This window comes from Methylotenera versatilis 79, assembly GCF_000384375.1.
GTDB classification, from domain to species: domain Bacteria; phylum Pseudomonadota; class Gammaproteobacteria; order Burkholderiales; family Methylophilaceae; genus Methylotenera_A; species Methylotenera_A versatilis_B.
Genome location: NZ_ARVX01000001.1, coordinates 989,303 through 1,004,130, shown reverse-complemented (window position 1 = coordinate 1,004,130; position 14,828 = coordinate 989,303). Strand labels below are relative to the sequence as shown.

The 14,828-nt window shown below is 42.5% G+C and carries 15 protein-coding genes; 9 read left to right on the top strand and 6 right to left on the bottom strand.

The genetic code is table 11. The features are described 5' to 3' along the window. Nucleotides 1-89: 89 nt before the first annotated feature. Entirely contained in the window at nucleotides 90-701 is a 612-nt protein-coding gene (locus tag METVE_RS0105045; protein WP_020167363.1) for a DNA-3-methyladenine glycosylase family protein, read from the top strand. A gap of 106 nt (nucleotides 702-807) precedes the next feature. On the opposite strand, the gene METVE_RS0105040 is transcribed toward METVE_RS0105045, so the two are convergent. Further along, on the bottom strand, nucleotides 808-1,299 hold the full coding sequence (locus METVE_RS0105040) for a fasciclin domain-containing protein (protein ID WP_020167362.1): 492 nt from the start codon (nucleotides 1,297-1,299) through the stop codon (nucleotides 808-810). A 575-nt stretch (nucleotides 1,300-1,874) separates the two neighbouring features. On the opposite strand from METVE_RS0105040, the gene METVE_RS0105035 reads away from it, so the two are divergent. Beyond that, nucleotides 1,875-3,125, top strand: a complete 1,251-nt coding sequence (locus METVE_RS0105035; protein WP_232415394.1) for an MFS transporter — start codon at nucleotides 1,875-1,877, stop codon at nucleotides 3,123-3,125. A 51-nt stretch (nucleotides 3,126-3,176) separates the two neighbouring features. Here METVE_RS0105035 and METVE_RS0105030 read toward each other — a convergent pair whose 3' ends face one another. After that, nucleotides 3,177-3,821, bottom strand: coding sequence for a TetR/AcrR family transcriptional regulator (locus METVE_RS0105030; protein ID WP_020167360.1), 645 nt, complete (start codon nucleotides 3,819-3,821; stop codon nucleotides 3,177-3,179). Nucleotides 3,822-3,939: 118 nt separating this feature from the next. On the opposite strand from METVE_RS0105030, the gene METVE_RS0105025 reads away from it, so the two are divergent. The 3 genes from METVE_RS0105025 to METVE_RS0105015 are packed head-to-tail and all read left to right on the top strand — an operon-like array spanning nucleotide 3,940 to nucleotide 5,838. After that, complete coding sequence (locus METVE_RS0105025; RefSeq protein ID WP_020167359.1) at nucleotides 3,940-4,683, top strand: SDR family oxidoreductase; 744 nt, start codon at nucleotides 3,940-3,942, stop codon at nucleotides 4,681-4,683. 41 nt (nucleotides 4,684-4,724) lie between these two features. Next, nucleotides 4,725-5,612: an alpha/beta fold hydrolase gene (locus METVE_RS0105020; protein WP_020167358.1), complete on the top strand. Its 888-nt coding sequence runs from the start codon at nucleotides 4,725-4,727 to the stop codon at nucleotides 5,610-5,612. After that, the gene (locus METVE_RS0105015; RefSeq protein WP_020167357.1) at nucleotides 5,602-5,838 is read left to right on the top strand and encodes a DUF2798 domain-containing protein; all 237 of its coding nucleotides are present in this window, start codon (nucleotides 5,602-5,604) and stop codon (nucleotides 5,836-5,838) included. The genes METVE_RS0105020 and METVE_RS0105015 overlap by 11 nt, the downstream gene beginning before the upstream one ends. Before the next feature lie 303 nt (nucleotides 5,839-6,141). On the opposite strand, the gene METVE_RS0105005 is transcribed toward METVE_RS0105015, so the two are convergent. Continuing rightward, complete coding sequence (locus METVE_RS0105005) at nucleotides 6,142-7,206, bottom strand: rhomboid family intramembrane serine protease (protein WP_020167355.1); 1,065 nt, start codon at nucleotides 7,204-7,206, stop codon at nucleotides 6,142-6,144. 178 nt (nucleotides 7,207-7,384) lie between these two features. On the opposite strand from METVE_RS0105005, the gene METVE_RS0105000 reads away from it, so the two are divergent. Beyond that, nucleotides 7,385-7,894: a DUF1993 domain-containing protein gene (locus tag METVE_RS0105000; RefSeq protein ID WP_020167354.1), complete on the top strand. Its 510-nt coding sequence runs from the start codon at nucleotides 7,385-7,387 to the stop codon at nucleotides 7,892-7,894. A 35-nt stretch (nucleotides 7,895-7,929) separates the two neighbouring features. On the opposite strand, the gene METVE_RS0104995 is transcribed toward METVE_RS0105000, so the two are convergent. Continuing rightward, on the bottom strand, nucleotides 7,930-8,871 hold the full coding sequence (locus METVE_RS0104995) for a GGDEF domain-containing protein (protein ID WP_020167353.1): 942 nt from the start codon (nucleotides 8,869-8,871) through the stop codon (nucleotides 7,930-7,932). Between the two features lie 297 nt (nucleotides 8,872-9,168). On the opposite strand from METVE_RS0104995, the gene METVE_RS0104990 reads away from it, so the two are divergent. Beyond that, nucleotides 9,169-9,594 (top strand): hypothetical protein, encoded by a 426-nt coding sequence (locus METVE_RS0104990; protein ID WP_020167352.1) that lies wholly within the window; start codon nucleotides 9,169-9,171, stop codon nucleotides 9,592-9,594. Nucleotides 9,595-9,685: 91 nt separating this feature from the next. Here METVE_RS0104990 and METVE_RS0104985 read toward each other — a convergent pair whose 3' ends face one another. Both METVE_RS0104985 and METVE_RS0104980 read right to left on the bottom strand, forming a co-directional pair. Further along, nucleotides 9,686-10,945: a multidrug effflux MFS transporter gene (locus METVE_RS0104985; RefSeq protein WP_020167351.1), complete on the bottom strand. Its 1,260-nt coding sequence runs from the start codon at nucleotides 10,943-10,945 to the stop codon at nucleotides 9,686-9,688. A gap of 93 nt (nucleotides 10,946-11,038) precedes the next feature. Beyond that, the gene (locus METVE_RS0104980) at nucleotides 11,039-11,941 is read right to left on the bottom strand and encodes a LysR family transcriptional regulator (RefSeq protein ID WP_020167350.1); all 903 of its coding nucleotides are present in this window, start codon (nucleotides 11,939-11,941) and stop codon (nucleotides 11,039-11,041) included. 210 nt (nucleotides 11,942-12,151) lie between these two features. Between METVE_RS0104980 and METVE_RS0104975 the strand changes: the two genes are divergently transcribed. Both METVE_RS0104975 and METVE_RS0104970 read left to right on the top strand, forming a co-directional pair. Beyond that, nucleotides 12,152-12,610 carry a (2Fe-2S)-binding protein gene (locus tag METVE_RS0104975; RefSeq protein ID WP_020167349.1) on the top strand — a complete coding sequence of 153 codons (459 nt, stop codon included), beginning with the start codon at nucleotides 12,152-12,154 and terminating at the stop codon, nucleotides 12,608-12,610. A gap of 10 nt (nucleotides 12,611-12,620) precedes the next feature. After that, nucleotides 12,621-14,819 carry a xanthine dehydrogenase family protein molybdopterin-binding subunit gene (locus METVE_RS0104970; RefSeq protein WP_020167348.1) on the top strand — a complete coding sequence of 733 codons (2,199 nt, stop codon included), beginning with the start codon at nucleotides 12,621-12,623 and terminating at the stop codon, nucleotides 14,817-14,819. Nucleotides 14,820-14,828 lie beyond the last annotated feature (9 nt).

Below are 14,828 nucleotides of genomic sequence, written 5' to 3'. Positions count from 1 at the left end.
ATTACCAACGTTTGAAAATCACCACACTCCGACTCTTGCGATTGAATTCGAACAATGACTTAGAGAACTTTGTGTTTATAATAAATAGCATGCAAAAAGACTTTCAAGCCGCAACTGACTTTTTAACCAGCCTAGATAAAGACTGGGCGAGCTTAATCGTTACGGTTGGTAAATGTACATTTGAGTCCAAGCCTGAACGCGAACCTTATGAAGCGTTGGTGCGCGCAGTGGCTTATCAACAACTACATGGCAAAGCGGGTGACGCGATCATCAAACGCTTTCTGCATATTTACGGGGACACTTTTCCAGCGCCTAATCAAATACTAACAACCGATTTCGATACATTGCGTGCTTGTGGATTTTCAGGACGAAAAATCGAAACGATTAAAGGCATTGCCGAAGGCGCTTTAAGTGGCCTTGTGCCGACGCGAAATATTGCAGATGCGATGCCAGACGAAGAGTTAATTCAACGTTTAGTAGAATTGAAAGGTATTGGCCGCTGGACGGTTGAGATGTTGCTGATGTTCACAATGGAGCGCATGGATATTTTGCCCGCGGATGATTTTGGTGTAGTAGAAGGTTACAGGCGACTTAAAAACTTGGAAATCGCGCCAAAACGCAAACAGATGAATGAGATTGCAATGACTTGGAGCCCGCACAGAACCATAGCCAGTTGGTATTTATGGCGAGTGCCGAAATAAACTTAGTTAGCTTATAAACTTATTGTTTAAACGACTTACGATTTATCCATAAAAAAGCGAGTGAGATTCAAATCTACACCCGCTTTTTATAACTGAAATCGACTACTTATTTCTTTTTGCTAGCTTTCTTTTTACCAGCTGGTTCTTGCAATAATACGGTATCAATAATGTGAATCTCACCATTGTCGGCTTTAACATCGCCACCACCTACTGCTGAAACGCCGTCTACTTTAATGCCAGAAGATACGTCTAATTTCAACTCGTGGCCTTCAATAGATTTTACTTTACCGGCTTGCACATCTGCTGCAGTGATTTTTGCTGCAACAACGTGTGATGTTAATAACTTAGTTAATGCCGCTTTATCTTTTAACAAAGCATCTAATTTTTCTTTTGGAATCTTTGCAAAAGCTTCATCGTTTGGTGCAAAAACGGTAAATGGGCCTGCGCCTTTTAATGTTTCTTCTAAACCTGCTGCTTTAACTGCTGTTACAAATGTTTTTAGTGAGCCATCTGCAATTGCTGAATCGACAATATCATCTGCATAAGCGGCATTTGAAACGGATAATGCAAATAATGTTGCCAGTAATACTTTTTTCATAACATTCCTTAAAATTGATGTGTACTTTTTAATATCAACAAATTTGCTGATAAAGATGCTCTAGGAAAGCTGCGAGAGCTTATACAATTTACATTCAGAAACGATATAAATTGTTAAACACGCATCAGCCATCACGCCTTAACGTGAGCTTTAGCAATAACGTTGACAGTAAAAGTGTCGTTAACATCTTAAAACTGCAAAAATACTGAAAATATTTTATTCAAATTCAAAATCAATTGAATCCGATTAAAAATAGGATGGAATAAAGGACTGAATGAGGGGCTAATATAAGGTGTTAGTGCGCCCAATCTATATCGGTAGAATCGCACTGGGTCAACGACGACTCATCGGCACAAGGTTACTCGTTCATTAGCAACATCATGCTTACTACCTTATTCACTGCACTAACTGTCCGACTTTAGCACGCCAAACGTTGAATTGCCAAAGCACTTTTGCTAGGAAATCTTTATTCGTACGCTTTACCAGTATTTGAGCGTGAGCATAATCTGCGCAATGAAACACGTGTAAATTTAAAGCGTATAAATATTGAGCTAAATAATGCATTAACTATTAAAATGTCAGAACTATTAAGTGTCAATCCTATGCAACAATTATTCACGCAACAAAACTTCGCCTTTAGTAAGTTACTCGCTTTTCGCATCCAAATCGTACTGGCCTATCAAATTATGGCGGTTGCGGTTGGCTGGCATATCTATGAAATCACGCACGATACATTGTCATTAGGCTTAGTTGGCTTAGCGGAAGTCATTCCCTATTTTGCCTGCGCGCTATTTGCTGGTCATGCGGTTGATCACTATTATTCACGCCGATTATTCGGCGTATTTGCAGCAGCGATGTTGTGCTTGAATGCACTGACACTCACCTTGGTGACGCAAGGCATATTAACCGGCAATAGCAGTTATTGGATTTATGCTTCAATCGCATTTACAGGTTTCGCACGCGCGTTTATCGCGCCTAGTGTCAATTCACTTTTCGCTATTATTTTGCCACGTGAATCCTTCGGAAGTGCGATTGGCATCAGTAGCAGCATCTTTCAATCTGGCTTGGTATTAGGCCCTGCTGTTGGCGGGTTGACGATTGGTTTCGCAGGCAAAACAGCCGCTTATGCGCTGGCGACTTTGCTGTGTTTCGGCGCGGCCATCACCATATGGTCGATTAAAGTAAAAGAACCTAAAGCGCAAAGTGATGTGCCAGTTTTCACTAGCATCAAACAAGGCTTAGATTTTGTTTTCAGCAATCAAATCATGCTCGGCGCATTGTCATTAGACATGTTTGCCGTGCTATTTGGCGGAGCGGTTGCCATGTTGCCAGCGTTCATTCAAGATATTTATAAAATCGGCCCAGAAGGCTTAGGCATACTACGCGCAGCACCAGCAGTTGGCGCGATTGCCACAGGTTTATGGCTGACGCGTCACCCTATTAATCGCCATGCGGGTCGCTGGTTATTATGCGCAGTGGCAGGTTTTGGCTTAAGTATTATCGGCTTTGGCTTGGCCACCAGTTTTTGGATGGCATTTGCGCTACTGCTGTTTTCTGGTGTTGCCGATGGCATTTCCGTTGTGATGCGTCAAACCATTATGCAACTGGTGACACCAGATGGCATGCGCGGCCGCGTTTCAGCCATTAACGGTATCTTTATCGGCTCATCAAATGAGCTAGGTGCATTTGAATCTGGGCTTTCCGCACGTTTAATGGGTTTAGTGCCATCTGTGATATTCGGCGGGTTGATGACGTTGTCTGTAGTTGGCGCTACCGCAAAACTGGCGCCGAAACTGCGTGATTTAGAATTGCATCAAATCCAATAAAATTGACAATTTATTGGGCTAATTAAATGGTTAAGTCGAATAGTTAACCGATTAATTAACCTCATTTTTTTGCCAATTTTTTAAAGCTATTCCCACCACTGCCAGCAACTCTTGTTTTGTTGCGCCGCTTGTCGCTTGTACCGATAAACCTTGATGGATGGTGGCTAAATATTTAGCCAACGCATTTGCATCTGCGTCTTGCGGCAAATCACCTTGCGCTTTAGCCAATTCAAAACGTGCGACAAATGCCATTTCAAAACGCTTTCTGTAAACAACTAATTCTTGTTGGATGACACTAGAACCTTGCCCGCAAGTGAGCGCCGCTTGCACAATCAAACAGCCATTTGGTGTAGATTGATCGCTAAAAAACTCCACTGCTTGTTTTAAAAACTTCTCTACCACTTGATATGCTGTTGGTGCATTTATAACCTCTGTCACAAACGCGACTGGCCCTGCAATATAACGGGCTATTGCCTTACGAAATAATTCTTCTTTGTTACCAAATGCGGCATAAATACTCGGCTTGTTAATACCAAGCGTATTCGTCAACTCGGCCATAGAAGTGCCTTCATAACCATGCGCCCAAAATAGAAGCATCGCAGCCTCTAGTGCGTTATCTTGATTAAAAGCCAATGGGCGACCGCGTGGTTTAGCTGGCGGCTTCATAGATTCTGTAATGGTTTTTTCAGTTTGCATATATGTATGAATATTCACTAATTAATAATATTGTACCATTAGGTATAAAACTATTTGACAAATTATTTTATCTCATCTATTATTTAAATACCAATCGGTATAAATATAAGGATTAAAAATGTCAACATCATCAGAAAAAATAGCTTTTATCTCAGGCGCAAATCGCGGTATTGGATTTGAAACAGCCAAGGGTTTGGGCGCATTAGGTATAACAGTCGTTATCGGCGCGCGCGATATTACAAAAGGTGAAACCGCTGCCAAAAAATTACAAACATTGGGCTACAAAGCAGAAGCGGTTCATTACGATGCTAATCAGGCACAATCTGCTGACAGCGTATTTGAGTATTTGAATAAGCATTACGGTAAATTAGACATTTTGGTGAACAATGCAGGCATCAATCAAGAGCAATTAATGGGTAGCAATAATAGCAGCACCGTTAGCAGCGAAATTTTGCAGCAAACTTTTCACAGCAACCTATTCGCGGTGATTGAATTAACGCAAAAACTATTACCACTCGTTAAAAAATCAGCTGCTGGACGCATCGTTAATCTTTCTAGTATTTTGGGATCGCTCACTTTACACAGCATGCCCAATTCACCGATCGACCCTGCCAAAGCATTTGCTTACAACGCCTCTAAAACCGCGCTTAACGTATACACTGTACATCTGGCACATGAATTAAAAGACACCAATATCAAAGTGAATTCAGCGCATCCAGGTTGGGTAAAAACAGAATTAGGTGGCGAAAATGCACCGATGGAAGTTGCAGATAGCTACAAAACTAGCGTGCAATTAGCTACTTTAGATAGCAACGGTGCTAACGGCGGATTTTTCCATGCTGGCGAGCCATTACCTTGGTAAGTTTTACTTAGCCAAGACAGACAGAAACTTAATAAGAGGGCATGCAAATGCAGGACTTATCCAAAATTGGTCAAGTATCAAATATTCAAATTGATGAGAGCAGAACTTTACGATTTTTAAAAGCGGGTACAGGCTCACCCTTGGTCTTGCTGCATACTATTCGCACGCAGCTGGATTATTTTCAAGAGGCAATCCCACTGCTTGCGCAGCATTACACGGTCTACGCAGTTGATCTTCCTGGACATGGCTACTCATCAATTGACACCAAGGCCAACTACGATGAACCGTACTTCCGCAGTGCAGTCATTGCTTTTATAGAGAAGCTTGATTTGAGGGAGGTGACTCTAGTAGGCGAGTCAATTGGTGCGGTTTTAGCACTGACCGTAGCCAGTGCATTGCCTGAACGTATCAAAGCCGTAGTTTCATCCAATACTTATGACTACGACACACGCTATGCTGATGGTGTGCGTCGTGGCAATTTCATTGCTAACTTCATCCTTGGTCAGTTTGCCATCCCAGTTCTTGGAGCAGTTTTTGCGGTTATGGAAAATAAGCCACTGCTGGGTCTTATCATGCGTGGTGGATTGCGCATGAAGCGCTGGATGCCTAATCAATTACTCACTGAATTTAATCGCGTCGGGTATCGCAAAGGCTACCGTTATGTAGAGCGCAAGGTCTTCGCCAACTGGCGTTCATGGAGCAAGGCTAGGTCTAAGTATGCTGCGGTAAAAGCGCCTGTCACACTCATATATGGCGAACATGATTGGTCAACATTAGATGAACGCAAGCGCACCGCAAAAGAACTAGGTGGTGTAGCGATAAGCACCGTAGCCAATACTGGACATTTTGCCTTTGTCGATAATCCGCACAAACTGGTTGAGCTTGTATTATCTTTTCAAACACATGAGATAAAAACTCATGGCAAATAAAATCGCTTACCGTTATCGCACAATATTATTTGCGTTGATTATGTCTGCAAACACAGCGTTAATTGTGTCCGGCATTATCATGTTCATGCATGCCAAACCCAATACGCCTTTTATACCACAGTGGATGGGTGCATTTACCACTGCTTGGCCGATTGTATTTATTGCCATTTTAATCATCGCGCCGATGGTGAATAAATTGCTAAATGTGTTTGTGGAAGCGCATTAGCCTCACAATCAATTCTGTTGAATATTACGGTCGGAGAAAGATTTTCAGTAAAAAAATACAGGCTATAAAAGTCTGTGATAATGCATTATTTTTTGGCTGGACTGGGCTTCATTGGAATAATCGAATGCACTGGCACGACGACTTCTTTGCTTTTTTTAGGTTTTTTCGTTTCTTTATTACTTTTGATTTGACCTTTAGCCATGATGATTCTCCTAAATGAATAATGGCTTCATCATAGGCTGATAGAAAAATATAGGGCAATTATTTAGTTAACTATTTACACCCAAATTTAAACAGATAGCCCTAGTTTGAATTTGGCTGTCTCTGATTCATGATGGTTTGACCGCTGAAAGGTTGTTCTCTTAACCTATCAGCCATTGCTTTAGACTCTTCACTGCGTTTTTCAGTGTAGCGTAATAAGCCTTCTAACTGCGCAGCAGAAGGCAAAGCTGGGTCTTGCGGTAGTTTGGATAGCCGCTCAAAACTTTCTTCATAAGGCTCGCTAATTGAATTGTCAATTTTGCCTGCCAGCGCGTCAAAGCTTGATTTACCTTGTTTACCTTCATGCATGATCTCCAGCCAAGAACGATTGATTGCTTGATCTTGAGATAAAAACTCATTGATTTGGCTGCGTATTAATAGCTCATCGCTCCAACGATATTTGGGCGCTGGAATCAGCTTAATCAGCACAACAGTCGCAAAAACCATCATCAAAACAGCAGCCGCACTAAATTTAATCGGCATCATGCGCGCAGTAATGGTTTGTGATAAAACAATGCTGGCCAATATGCCTGTTACAAAACCACCAATATGCGCGGCATTATCAATACCAGGAATAATAAAACCCAGCACGATGGTCAGCGCTGAGAAAGCTAATCCGCCGCCAAATAACCACCGGAATTCATGCTTAGAAATAGCCGCGCGCTCGCGCCATAAAAAGATAAAAGCAGCGCCGTAAATACCAAAAATCGCACCGGATGCGCCACCAGAAACCGCAGAATTGCCTTGCACAACTAGCGAAACCAAATTACCGCATAATCCACTCACCAAATAAATACACAGGAATCGCCAATGGCCATACATGCGTTCGACCAACTGGCCAGCGTCCCACAGCGCAAAACTATTTAACGCCAAATGCACGGCGCCAAAGTGTAAAAACATGGCCGTACCTAAACGCCACCATTCACCATCTTGCGTTGCCGGGCCAAAATTTGCGCCCCAATTTAATTGTATGCCGTTAGGCGAATGCCAAAAACCAGCGCCGCCAAATAGCATGGCAACAAAAACCAGCACGTTAATACTGAACAATAGTTGAGTTACGCCAATTTTTGGCGTGCGCTGTATTAATAATTCATGAAGAGATTGCAAGAAAATTCCAATTTATTAAGTGTAGTTGTCTGTAATAAAAAATCTGAGCATTGATTACAGTTAATAGTTTAATAGATATTTATGGCAAAACGGTTTAATGTCGAATGATTCGACCTTAACCAATATTCAAGACTAAAATAGTCACAATTTGTATCAAGACCATAATAAGGATTTCACCATGTTATTAATGTTTGACGCCACTATCTCGCCACTTAGCCGCAGTTTAAAAAACTTAAGTTACATTCTAAAAAAAGGTGAGGAATATGCTGATGCTAAAAAAATCGAGCATGCAGACCTATTAAATGCACAACTTTTTGCAGATATGTATCCGTTAATACGTCAAGTTCAAATCGCCACAGATATGAGCAAAGGTGCAGCCGCGCGTTTGGCGGGCATAGAAATTCCGAAATATGAAGATGATGAAACCACGTTTGAGCAGTTGCAAGCACGTATTGCAAAAACCTTGACTTTTTTAGAATCCATTAAAAGCGAGCAGTTAACCGATGCTGAAACACGTAAAATTACTCTCACCGTGCGCAAGGCAGAGCTTAAATTTACTGGTCAAGATTATCTGTTGAAATGGGTGATGCCAAACGTGTATTTTCACGTCGTCACCGCCTACAACATTCTGCGCCATAACGGCGTTGAGCTTGGGAAGCCAGATTTTTTAAGAATTGGTCATAACTAATAATATGTTTAAACAGCCATTAATAACAGCAGAGATTAATGGCTGCAAATGATGCGGTTTCGGCCGGATTGTTTTGCCTGATAAAGCCGTCTATCGACTTCATGGATAAAAGCCAGCGCACTTTCTTCTGATTCTGGAATCAGTGTGCCAACGCCGATACTAATGGTTAATATCTGACTGATTTCTGATTTTGCGTGCAAGATTTGTTCTTTAAAAATCAACTGATGACAACGTTCTGCAACCTTTTTAGCGGCGATTTCATCGGTTTCTGGCAATACAATCACAAATTCTTCGCCACCAAAACGCGCACAAAAATCGCGCGAGCGTGTGGCCGCACTATTTAAAACTTGTGCCACACGCTTTAAACAATCGTCACCTTGAATATGCCCGTAATGATCGTTATATTGCTTAAAATAATCGATATCCAACATGATAATTGAAAGCGGCTGGCTGTTGCGGCGCGCGTTCAACCATTCCACCTCCAGTATCGAATCGAACATGCGGCGGTTCGCCACACCAGTTAAGCCATCTTTAAAGGAAAATTCTTCCAGTTTTTTCTGTAAAGTGATTAATTTTTCTTCGGTTTCTTTGCGTTCGCTAATATCAAACATAAAGCCGACCAGCGATTCAACTTCGCCATTTGGATTGCGAATCACATGCACCACATCGCGGATCCACACATAACGCCCCTCTTTGGTTAGCGCGCGATAATCGGCCTCATGATCGACGCCCTCCTGAGACTTTGAAATGCAATAGTTCGCCACCCATGCCTGATCCTCAGGGTGCATTCTATCCACCCAATCTTGCGATGTCGCCCAACTGGATTGCGACCAACCAAGCAGATTTTCAATCTGCGGGCCAATGTAAGCAAAAGTCATCGTGGCCCAATCTAATTTCCACGGTATCGCTTTGGTAGATTCTAATAAAGTCTTATAAACATCACTTGCTGGATTATTACTCACGGTTACATCGGTCATTTGTCATTCCAAAACTTTGAAAATTTATCCTGTTTGATTATGCTTATTATCACTTACGCTTATTAATCATACGCCTACACAAAATCAATTGAAAAATTTAAATCTAATCTCCATCATGGATGGTCGTAAAAGTTACGTCCCAGTGCAAAAAACACACATTGTCCAATTGCATCAGACAGCATAAACTAAGCAATCCTGTTGCACTTTAATTTGTGAATTCTAGATTTTCGAATTAAAGGTTTATAGGTTCAGGTCATTGCATATATTTTCAATGGAATATTGGGTCAAGTAAATCGCATGATACGCAGACATTTGAAAATTCTAGTTACATTGGTGATTTTACTAGTCATTGGCATTGGCTTTTTGTTGAATCAAAACAGCGCTACGCCGCCGCCATTAAGCGCAGAGCAAAAAACATTGATGCTGATTAGCGATAGATGCGCTGGCATTTCTGAAAATAGCGTTGCCGATAAAAAAGCCGTGGTGGCCTTCCAGCAACTGGAAATTCAGGGCAATAAAGCCAACGTGGTCGTTAGCTGTATGCGCGATAACGGCTATGGTCAAAACCCCGCTTGGTTAAAATATGCACAACCAATTGCAAAAACAGATGCCGAAAAAAACAATATTTCGGTAGATGAAGCGTTAACTGCATTAGCGCGGCGTGACATGTTGCTATTAAATCAAGAGAAAAATCGACCGATTTATTGGGTTAAGTTAAAGTGAGTTTATTAGCTTAGCCTTCTTAAAACGCACATTTAATTAAGCGTGTTTATTAAGTAAGTCTTAAATTAACACGCGCTATTTTTGTACTGTTTTAATCTATCGTTTCCCACGCATTAATACGCTTCTGAGGTTGAGAAACCAAGTGCACATAGTGATAATGTCGCCCGCCTAACCACAAACATAGCCCGATAGTTGCAAAGGCAAATTGCCCAAGCGCCAGCCACAATACTGAATGTAACAAAAGCGGCGCGATTAAGCCAGCAACTGCCGCGCCCAACATGGTTTGCGTAAATGATTGGCAAGAAGCCACTGTGCCGCGAATCTGCGGAAATAAATCCATCACCAATAAGGTGAGCGTTGGCGCAACCAAAGACATGCCCAAAGTATAAAAAAACAGTGGAATCACTGACCAAGGAATGGCCGGTGGATAAAATGAGTGATACAGCACATTGCCTGCCGATGCGCCGATTAACAGCACATAACCAATCAACATGATTTTGCCGACCGATAATTTACCAGCCAGCCGATTAGCCGTGAGCGCGCCTAAAAAGATGCCGCCAACCGCTGGAATAAACTGCCAAGCGAATTGATCTGGCCCTAGACCCAAATGCTTGGTAATAAACACTGGCGCGGCGGCTACATATAAAAACAAACCTGCAAAATTGAATGCGATTGCGCCAGCTTTTAGTTGAAATATCGGTGATATAAATACTTGTTTGTAACTGGCAGCCAAAAATTGTGGGTTAAATGGCGTGCGTTTTTCTATCGGTAATGATTCTGGCAATTTTTTGTAGCAGTACCACAGCAACAACGCGGTATAAACAAACAGCGCCAGAAAAATCGTCCTCCATTCGTAATGCTTGACTATCCAGCCACCGAAAATAGGTGCAATCGCAGGTGCAATAGAAAATATCATCGTCACTAGCGACAACAATCGCGCGGCCGGCACATCAGAATAAAGGTCACGAATGATCGCGCGACCAACCACCACACCAGCACCCGCTGACAAACCTTGCAACATTCTGAATGCCCACAAATATTCCACCGTGTGCGATGCCGCGCAACCCAATGTAGCCACGCCAAATACCGCCAACGACATCAAAATGATATTACGGCGACCAAATGCATCTGAAAGAGAACCGTGCCACAAAATCATAATCGCGAACGAAAACATATACGCTGTTAGTGTTTGCTGCACTTCTATTAAACTTGCGCCAAGCGATGCTTCGATTGCAGGAAACGCAGGCAAATAAGTGTCTATAGAAAATGGGCCTAGCATTGCCAAACCAGCCAGCATTAAGGCTAATATGGTGCTAGTAGGATTTGGATTAACTGTAGAATTGGTTTGCATAGTTTTATTGTTGCTAGTTAAATTAGTTTATTGAATATTTTGGTTAAGTCAGTTTAAATCAATACAAATTCAATCTCTAGTCGCCACATCATACTAAAATAATTTGACATCACTCAACACATTAACTAAATAATCAAACACAACTCTCACGCGCTCGGCCACCGGGCCGCGTTGTGGCCGATACACATAAATGCCCCACGGCGTAGGCGACTGGTCTTGCAATACCGATACCAATTCGCCACTGTGAAGATACTTTGCGCACAGGAAATCAGCGATTTGCCCATAACCAATACCAGCTAACACCGCATCTAACTCAGCATTAGGATCATCTGTAATAAATGCAGGCGAAATTGGAACGAAATCGGGCGCATCTGCAAAATTCCATGGCCACATTCTGCCAGTATTTTGATCAATTAACCCTGTATAAGGCATTTGAAAAAGCGCCTCTATTTTTTGTGGCACGCCGGTTTTTGCAATGAGTTCTGGAGTGCCTACAATATAAAACTTCAATTCGTTTACGCGCCTTGCAACGTTTCTATTATTACTAAAAAAACCGACACGTACGCCAATATCCATCTGATCGGCAACGACATTATCAATCAGGTTAGAAAATCTTAAATCAAACTGAATACCTGGGTGACTTTTTAAAAAGTCAGTTAAGGCTGGCAGCAAGTATTGTTGGCCAAATGAATTGGGCATGGTAATTTTAACCAAGCCCTCTACTGCCTGTGGATTGAGACTTTTTTTAGACTCGAACAAGGCATCCACTTGCTCAATCACGCCTTCACTTTTAAGCGCCATTTGTTTACCGAATTCGGTAATCGTTGTGTTGCGCGTACTTCTATAAAACAGTGGTTCGCCTAACAACTCTTCAAGCTCTTTAATGGCGCGCGTGACAGATTGCGGCGAAATGGCCAAACGAACAGAAGCTTCTCTAAAATTTGCCGATTCTGCTACTACTTTAAAGATACGTAGCATTTCTAATTGATTTTGCATATTGCCATTAATCTACAATTTGGAATTATCAATTCCAAATTATTTCATACAATGATGGTTAACACTATGCGAGTATGCTAATTAACATTAAAGTATAGTTAAGTTTAAAGTGAGTTTATTTAAATACTTAACCAATAATAAGCAGTAAAAATGCAATTATAAAATGCATAAAAAATCTAAGATGTACAAAAAATCAAGGAGCTACATAGCATGATTACTTTAAATATTAACGGCAAAGACCAATCGCTTGATGTGTCAGATGATATGCCGATTTTATGGGCATTAAGAGATGCCGCACATCTGACTGGTACTAAATTCGGCTGTGGCATGGCGCAATGTGGCGCTTGTACTGTGCATCTGGATGGCCAAGCCATACGTTCGTGCATCACGCCAATTAGCGCAGCGGCTGGTAAAAAAATCACCACCATTGAACAGATGCAAAACGATAAAGTCGGCCAAGTTGTGCAAGCAGCATGGAAAGAGATTGACGTTGTGCAATGTGGTTATTGTCAGTCTGGCCAAATCATGTCGGCCACAGCGTTGCTTTCTACCAATACAAAACCGACTGATGCAGACATCGATGCAGCGATGAGCGGCAATATTTGTCGTTGTGGTACTTATCCGCGCATTCGCGCCGCCATACACAATGCTGCAAGCAAGTTAGCTTAAGGAGCCGACCATGAATGCACCTTTAAAAACTCCGTTAAATATTTCAAGACGTACTTTCATTAAAGCTGGCGTGCTGGTGGTTGGCGGCTTAGTGATTGCCTTCTCAATCCCGCATGCCAAACGCTTTTTGATGCCAGGCTCTGTGGCAGATACAACAGCAGACGCGGCGAAAGATGCGACAAAACTACCCACGCCAAATGCTTATTTGCGTATCGGAACTGACAACACGATTACTGTCATGCTTGCACACAGCGAGATGGGACAAGGCATTTGGACAACATTGCCTATGCTGATCGCTGAAGAACTGGATGCAGACTGGAGCAAAATCAAAGTGGAACATGCTTCTGCTGCGCCAGAATATATTCATACCGCTTATGGCATTCAAATCACTGGTGGCTCTTCTACCACTTGGTCTGAATTTGATCGTTACCGTCAAGCTGGCGCGCTGACTCGCGCACTATTAATCAGCGCTGCGGCTGAGAAATTGGGCGTTCCTGCTGACAGCATTAAAACGGAGAATGGCTTTGCAATTAGTGGCGATAAAAAAATCAGTTATGGTGATTTAGCCGAAGCTGCAGCTAAACTGGAAACGCCAAAAGCCATTACGTTGAAAGAGCCTAAAGATTGGAAGATTATTGGCAAAGCCACTAAACGTTTAGATGGCCCAGAAAAGATAAATGGTACCGCGATATTCGGTCAAGATATTCAGTTCGATGGCTTGATGACAGCGATGGTTGCGCGTTCACCCGTATTTGGCGGAACTGTTAAAACGTTTGATGCAACGGCTGCTAAACAAATTAAAGGTGTGCGCCAAGTGGTGCAAGTGCCGACTGGTGTAGCGGTAATAGCAGATAATTATTGGGCTGCGAAAAAAGGCCGTGAAGCGCTAAAAGTAGATTGGGATTTAGGCGAAAATGCCAGCCTTGATTCAAAAGCTCTGCTGGCAGAATACAAAAAAATGGCTGCAACAACAGGGTTAATCGCAGCGAAAGCAGGTGACAATAAAACCGCTATGGCTAAAGCAGAAAAATTCGTTGAAGCCGAATACGCATTGCCTTATTTAGCACACTCGCCAATGGAGCCGCTGAACTGTTCAGTAAAAATTGAAAAAGATGGTTGCGAGATTTGGACTGGCACGCAAATGCAAGGTACGGATCAAACAGCTGCGGCAAAAATATTGGGCTTAAAACCTGAGCAAGTCAAAATCCATACTTTATTCTTGGGCGGTGGTTTTGGCCGCCGCGCCAATCCTGCAGCCGACTTTGTATCAGAAGCTGTGCAAGTCGCCAAAGCGGCAGGCGTACCTGTGAAAACGGTATGGAGCCGCGAAGATGATGTGAAAGGCGGTTATTACCGCCCTATGTTTGTACACAAAGCCAAAATAGCATTGGATACAAATGGCATGCCGTCTGCTTGGGAGCATGTAGCTGTCGGCCAATCCATTATGTTAGGTACACCGTTTGAAGCGTTTCAAATTAAAGATGGCATTGATGCGACGTCTGTAGAAGGCACTGCGGATTCGCCTTATTTAAAAAACATCCCTAATTATCAAGTGAGCTTGCACACTGCCAAAACTAAAGTACCTGTACTCTGGTGGCGTTCAGTTGGCCACAGCCATACTGCGTTTGTGATGGAAAGTTTGATTGATGAACTTGCACATACAGTGAAAAAAGACCCGCTAGATTATCGCCGTGAATTGCTAAAAGGTCATCCACGCCATTTAGCGGCACTTAATTTAGCCGCTGAAAAAGCCGATTGGAATAAACCACTGCCAAAAGGCGTATTCCGCGGCGTTGCTGTGCATGAATCGTTTGGCAGTTTTGTGGCACAGATTGCAGAAGTTTCTGTCAATGAAGGCGAAGTTAAAGTACATCGTATGGTTTCTGCCATTGATTGCGGCCTTGCAGTAAACCCAGACTCTCTGAAAGCACAGATCGAATCATCTGTTTCATTTGGTTTAGGCGCTGCTCTGCAAAGCGAAATCACTTTTAAAGATGGCATGGTTGAGCAATCTAACTTCCACGATTATCAAGTGATGCGTATGGGCAATATGCCTAAAGTAGAGGTGTATATCGTGCAAAGCACTGAAAAAATGGGCGGCGTTGGTGAGCCAGGTTTACCACCTGTCGCGCCTGCGGTGACCAATGCGATTTTCGCGGCAACGGGTAAGCGTATTCGTACGCTGCCGATTGGGAATCAATTGGCTTAAGCATTAAAG

Coding starts and splice junctions, on each gene's coding strand:
- METVE_RS0105040 (WP_020167362.1), bottom strand. CDS start 1,299: ATGAAAAAAGTATTACTGGCAACATTATTTGCATTATCCGTTTCAAAT.
- METVE_RS0105020 (WP_020167358.1), top strand. CDS start 4,725: ATGCAAATGCAGGACTTATCCAAAATTGGTCAAGTATCAAATATTCAA.
- METVE_RS0105030 (WP_020167360.1), bottom strand. CDS start 3,821: ATGCAAACTGAAAAAACCATTACAGAATCTATGAAGCCGCCAGCTAAA.
- METVE_RS0104990 (WP_020167352.1), top strand. CDS start 9,169: ATGATACGCAGACATTTGAAAATTCTAGTTACATTGGTGATTTTACTA.
- METVE_RS0105000 (WP_020167354.1), top strand. CDS start 7,385: ATGTTATTAATGTTTGACGCCACTATCTCGCCACTTAGCCGCAGTTTA.
- METVE_RS0104985 (WP_020167351.1), bottom strand. CDS start 10,945: ATGCAAACCAATTCTACAGTTAATCCAAATCCTACTAGCACCATATTA.
- METVE_RS0105015 (WP_020167357.1), top strand. CDS start 5,602: ATGGCAAATAAAATCGCTTACCGTTATCGCACAATATTATTTGCGTTG.
- METVE_RS0105035 (WP_232415394.1), top strand. CDS start 1,875: ATGTCAGAACTATTAAGTGTCAATCCTATGCAACAATTATTCACGCAA.
- METVE_RS0104995 (WP_020167353.1), bottom strand. CDS start 8,871: ATGACCGATGTAACCGTGAGTAATAATCCAGCAAGTGATGTTTATAAG.
- METVE_RS0105045 (WP_020167363.1), top strand. CDS start 90: ATGCAAAAAGACTTTCAAGCCGCAACTGACTTTTTAACCAGCCTAGAT.
- METVE_RS0104980 (WP_020167350.1), bottom strand. CDS start 11,941: ATGCAAAATCAATTAGAAATGCTACGTATCTTTAAAGTAGTAGCAGAA.
- METVE_RS0104970 (WP_020167348.1), top strand. CDS start 12,621: ATGAATGCACCTTTAAAAACTCCGTTAAATATTTCAAGACGTACTTTC.
- METVE_RS0105025 (WP_020167359.1), top strand. CDS start 3,940: ATGTCAACATCATCAGAAAAAATAGCTTTTATCTCAGGCGCAAATCGC.
- METVE_RS0104975 (WP_020167349.1), top strand. CDS start 12,152: ATGATTACTTTAAATATTAACGGCAAAGACCAATCGCTTGATGTGTCA.